General features: G+C 43.6%; 3 protein-coding genes. 2 read left to right on the top strand and 1 reads right to left on the bottom strand.

All coding sequences use genetic code 11. From position 1 onward, the window contains the following. The first annotated feature begins 137 nt into the window (after positions 1 to 137). Positions 138 to 2,891 carry a hypothetical protein gene (locus tag IQ256_RS28255; protein ID WP_193859018.1) on the top strand — a complete coding sequence of 918 codons (2,754 nt, stop codon included), beginning with the start codon at positions 138 to 140 and terminating at the stop codon, positions 2,889 to 2,891. 579 nt (positions 2,892 to 3,470) lie between these two features. Further along, positions 3,471 to 4,427, top strand: coding sequence for a YwqG family protein (locus IQ256_RS28250; protein WP_370623570.1), 957 nt, complete (start codon positions 3,471 to 3,473; stop codon positions 4,425 to 4,427). Positions 4,428 to 4,477: 50 nt separating this feature from the next. Here IQ256_RS28250 and IQ256_RS28245 read toward each other — a convergent pair whose 3' ends face one another. Next, positions 4,478 to 5,029, bottom strand: coding sequence for a recombinase family protein (locus tag IQ256_RS28245; RefSeq protein ID WP_193859016.1), 552 nt, complete (start codon positions 5,027 to 5,029; stop codon positions 4,478 to 4,480). Positions 5,030 to 5,285 lie beyond the last annotated feature (256 nt).

Here is a 5,285-nt window from a genome sequence, read left to right as displayed (position 1 = left end):
TCGATGAAATCAATCCTTGTCTGAAGATGATTCCTCAGGATGCTGCCAATTTTGAGGGCTAGAAGCTATACGTATTAAAGGTTGCAGCCTTAGCGGGGTTTTCTGTTCCGTTACTACTCAAACCCCGTTCTGAGCAAATGAGTTTATACGAGGATAGTAAGGACCTACATGCAAGAGCACAAGCAGAGATATGGATCAAGTTTCTAAAAGAGCTTGAATCGCTAAAAAAAAGCTGTAATGCGAGCTGGGAAGAGATTGGAAAGGCTTTAGGGGTTTCTAAGACTGCCCTCAACAATTTTAAGAAAGTAGAAAGTAGTGACGAGCAGTCAGAAGGTAAGCAGAAAACCCTACCGATAAGCCGCTCCGATATATTGAATCTATGGGCCTATCTATCAGACACAGAACGTCAGGATCTTAAAAGAACTGCCGATATCGCTCAGCGTAAGCAACTTCGTAAGGACGGGCCTAATCGTCTTCTTTTATCAGCTGGTTTCATTCCTGAAAAGATTTCTAAGCCTACAGAAACTTATTCAGACGACCCTCAGATAAGGCGAGTAATGCATCGGCTCGAAAGTCAATGGATTTTCGATGCTACTGTGCGCGTGTATATTACGAACCAGATCTTAGACAAGGTCCTCGATCTCGGACAGCCAAACCCAAAGGCTCATGTAGAGAAGTTGCCTCTACTAGAAGTTCTGGATTGGCCTAAGGGAAACCCTCTTCAGAGTCACGAAAGCGAGGTTATAGAGAAATACCGAAGAGCTGTAGGAAAGCTAGTGCTTTCTGGAAAGATAGAGTTTGTACAATCAGAGCTGTTTGAGCTCTACCAGAGCATATTGGAACACAACCTACTCGGCTCTGGTGGGAGATCAAAGTTACGAATAGTAGATTGTCAATTTAAGGCTCTTTCTGAAAGCCTAAGCAACTTAGCTCACCAGGCTGCGAAGAAAGCTCAAGCAGACAATGAAAAACCAGATGAGACTACTAGGGGCATTGAATATCTGGCCGAAGAATTAGAGGACATTAGTAAAAAAGCGGAAGAGGAACTACTGGCGCTGCTATGGCCCAACAATCTGGAGGACCCTTTATCTGAAATATTAGATAAAGAGGATACAGCTCTCAATATGGTATCCAATCCTTGCCTAGAAGCAAAAATCAGATACCGATGGGAGCTTAAAGAAGCAACCCATCAAGAGACAGGAGAAAAATATAAATTAGAAAAAACTATACAGCAAGCGGTTTCTATTAGGTACAGCTCTACTGCCACTCATGTTGAGAACATGCTGATAGCAATGAAGTTAGGGTTGGGATATCCATTGGGAATATCAGGCTTCTCTATCCGAGCGACCGGTCGGACAGAAAAGAGCTTAGCTAGAATATCTATAGCTTTGTCTGAGGATGATCCTACCAGCATCGCTGCTTCCTCTGATTTGAGAAATGCTCAGCCTTTAAAAACAGAAGATGTATATGAGGGGTGGTGGGTAACATCGAATACCATTATAGGTATACTGAGCGCAACTTCAGATGCGGTAGAACGTTGGATACGTCGCAAGAAAGCTAATTTGGAAACATATCATAGTGTTTGTGCAAAATCTGCACAGTTTGGAGAACAATTCTACACACTGAGAAAGTTTTTGTACGAGTATACGCCACAGCTCTTCAATAGTGGTGCAGCAGAAGAAGATTTGGAAGAAGGTATTAAAGAAACTATCGACGATATCTCCAATTATTTTCAGGAGAAACGAAGAATCTCAAGGCAGCCGATATATAGAAAGAACTTCAGAATTATTGAGAACAGGCAAGATATGCTCCGACTGATGCTGGTTCACACGCAGCTATCGAAGGGGAAAGTAGTTGAAGCCGGAGAGTTATATCATTCCATGAGGGAAAACATAGAAGGAAGCGAAGAAAACCCGTATTCATACGTCCTTTCGACATACGCAGAGGCTTGTGACATGTCACATAAGCTAATATCTGGGGATAAAACTTTCCTCGCAGGAAGAAGATTAGTTAAAGACAGTAACAATACAAGAGTCAATGTTGAACCGCTAGAAAATTATATTAGGAAAGTTGGCAGCATCGATTTTGACGTGTACTTGGTTTTATCACAGCTATTCGCAATTACTGGAATTTTAGACTTCTACTCCAATCCAAAACCAGGTGACACTGACAACAGCCTGTACACGCATTCCACCAGCTTGTTACTACAAGCTGCGCACTATTCCTTAAGAATTGGGCATAGAAGAAGAGCTTCTCAGTGGCTAGGATTCGCGGGACGTATGTGTCTACGCCTTGGAGATAGGCCAAGAGCAAGACAACTGTATAACGTCGCGCTTCACGTGAGTGATGACTATGGACAGATTTTTGCAAATAAACTATTCGATCTTAGTTATGTAGATACGGAGAAAACCTGGGCTAGTGTCAATATCTTCCTACTAGCCGGAGAGATTCATCTCAAGGATAAAAATTTGTCTAAAGCACTCTGCTCTTGTATTATTGCTCTTGATATCACTATCCGTTCGGGCTATGTTCGAATGATGCCGGACTGTTTATACGATATCGCTAGAGTGGCAAATATGGCGCGTAACAATTCTTCTAAACCGGATTTAAAGGAAGATATCAACCCATTCTCTGGTTGGAACTCAACCAGAGCTGACTTGTTTAGAAGACGCATTCACAGTCAAGACACAGCTAACAAAGTATTTGCTTTTATAGACGAATTTCTAACCCAAAACGCTTATAAGGAATCTGTTCCAAGCGAACTAGCAAAAGTTGCTAGCGACTTAGCTGCACAACTTTGGAATCAGTGGGCAGATAGCAGTGGAAACGGGAAACACCCTTTCTCCAGTGAGATTGAGGAGTATAAATTTCTACAGTTTTTCGACTCATAGACTGATTGAAAGATCGAAGGATGCCTGATAATATCTTGGTGAGTTAGATCTCTAAATCATCATTTGAAAGTTCTAGAGATTTAAGAGGGGCAGGATGCTTACATTTAGTAGGCTTTCTGTCCTTTTTTGTGGGGGATACGCGTCTGTAGTTACCTCACAAAAAAGGATAGAATAAGCCTTGTTGCTCGAACTGACCCAGCTTACACAGTTGACGACTAGCGCTCTACCTCGCAAGAAATGCCAGGCTGTCAGTTCTATAAGCATTGCTGCGAAAGCACTTTAGAAATCGTGTGCTTATCATAGTCACAGAGGTCAAGTACTAGCTTCTTATCTAATCGTTTTTCAATAAGCGCTCCTCTCACCATAGTTTGGGCTTCTGAAAGCCTAAATAGGCTCGTCTGAAACTCATTGTTTAGAAAACTTTCGCTGGTCTATTTTTCATAGTACAAATAACCTTCTCAAAATTCAGACCTTTTGAACCATGCGAAAAGCGTGTCTACATCCATGTCTCAGAATAGATTTCTCGAAACGTGTAAGGTTTAATGAGATCATTCGAGCGCTGTATGTAGTGATCTGCAAATGTGTATGAAAGAGCAGGTATATCAGTTCCTCAGAGAATCTAGCTATCGTCAGTATGCTGATGAAGTAATAAAGCTTCTGAAACCATCTGTGCGTATTCAACCTCAGTTAGAGGCTGGATTGAGTCATTCTCATTTTGGAGGAAGGCCTGATGTTCCTCCTTCGTTTAGTCTCCCAGCATGGGATGCACGATTGTATTGGGAGTCTCAGCTGCAAGAAACACGTGCAGATCAGTATATGGCTGAGAGCTACCGTAGAGATAGAATCACACAGCTACAAACAAAGCTTAGTCAGGATACTGTTGAACCTCTGACGTATCTTGGTCAGATTCATCTACGCGAGCTTTCCTCCATAGCCACTACATGCGGACTACCAAGCGATGGCGTACTACTTTTTTTCTATGATCTCATCAATTATCCTGGGGGATATGAGGTGAGTTCAAAAGGAGCTTGGCGCTGTGTATACCTGGACGCTACAGAGGAGCTAGCTGTCAAACCGATTAGCAAAAACGAATACAAGGGCGAACTATTCCCTCACTGTAGCCTTTCCTTTGAGGAAGAATGGATGATTAGTCTTCCAGGCCCTGAACTCAAAGATGTAAGTGAAGATATTCAATACTGGCAAAGACTTATCGAGGTATTGAAAGAAGAATTTGGCATACGTCTACCGACAGTCGCCTGTAGCATTGAGCATCGGCTTCTTGGATATGATGGTCCTATGCAGGAACCGATGGAACGCCTATGCCAGCTTAGGTTCAACGGTATTAGCGGCTACGCAAAACAGTCGCCGTCCATAGAAAAAGGGGTAGAAGATTGGCAGCTACTGCTACAGATAGACAGTGACGATAAGGTGGGTTGGGAGTTTGGAGATACTGGCAGATTATATTTCTGGATTAGACAACAAGACCTTGCAAAGCACGATTTCTCAAAGATATGGTGCGAGATGCAGTGTGCGTAGTCTATTCAGATCAATCTCGTTTTTTTCAAAACAGTTACTAATACAGCTGTCTACGGAGCAACAAGACGGTAGTAGCTGGCTCGGCTGATGCCAACCTTCGCACAGATATCTGTGATACTCAGCTCACCGATTTCAGCTAGACGTTGTGCTTCTAGCTTCTGCCCTTCAGTAATGCTCTTCTTTCTGCCGCCCCTACGTCCTCGCGCTCGCGCTGCTGCCAACCCTGCAAGCGTACGCTCGCGGATGATGTCTCGCTCTAGCTCTGCGATCGACGCCGTCATCCGAAAGAAGAACTTACCCATCGCAGAGGCAGTGTTGATTTGCTCTTTCAAGCTCTTTAGCTTGACGCCTCGTTGCTTTAAGTCCTCTGCCAGCTCTATCAAGTGCTTCGTCGAGCGGCTAGCCCGATCTAACTTCCAGATAACAAGCGTGTCACCTTTCCTGAGATGATCGAGGCAGTTATCCCATTCCGGGCGACTGCCCTTCGCGCCACTCTCGCCCTGGTCACAGAAGATGCGATCGCACCCTTCCTTCTCCAGTGCATTCATCTGCAAGTCTAGGTTTTGCTCAAAAGTAGAAACCCGTGCGTAGCCAACCTTCATATCTTTGTGTCAAAACTCGTTAATCTATTCTAATAATGGCACATAGAAAATAAAACAAGTTATAAGACAGCTAAAACGCAATAAATTCGTTGATCGTCCTACGCTCTTACAAGGTGTCACACAAACGGTCGGACACTGTTGGCGAACTCATGGGAAAGCCTCTAAATCCTATATAGATAGCGGGTTATGCCGATTCCAATGCTTTGAACCGGGAAGTCCGTGTCCTGGCTAGCGGCACATCGTTTATCCAGTTGAC

It is taken from the genome of cf. Phormidesmis sp. LEGE 11477, assembly GCF_015207105.1.
In the GTDB taxonomy this organism is placed as follows: Bacteria; Cyanobacteriota; Cyanobacteriia; order Phormidesmidales; family Phormidesmidaceae; genus Phormidesmis.
The sequence above is the reverse complement of the archived record's forward strand: the minus strand, read 5'-3'. Positions and strand labels throughout refer to the sequence as shown.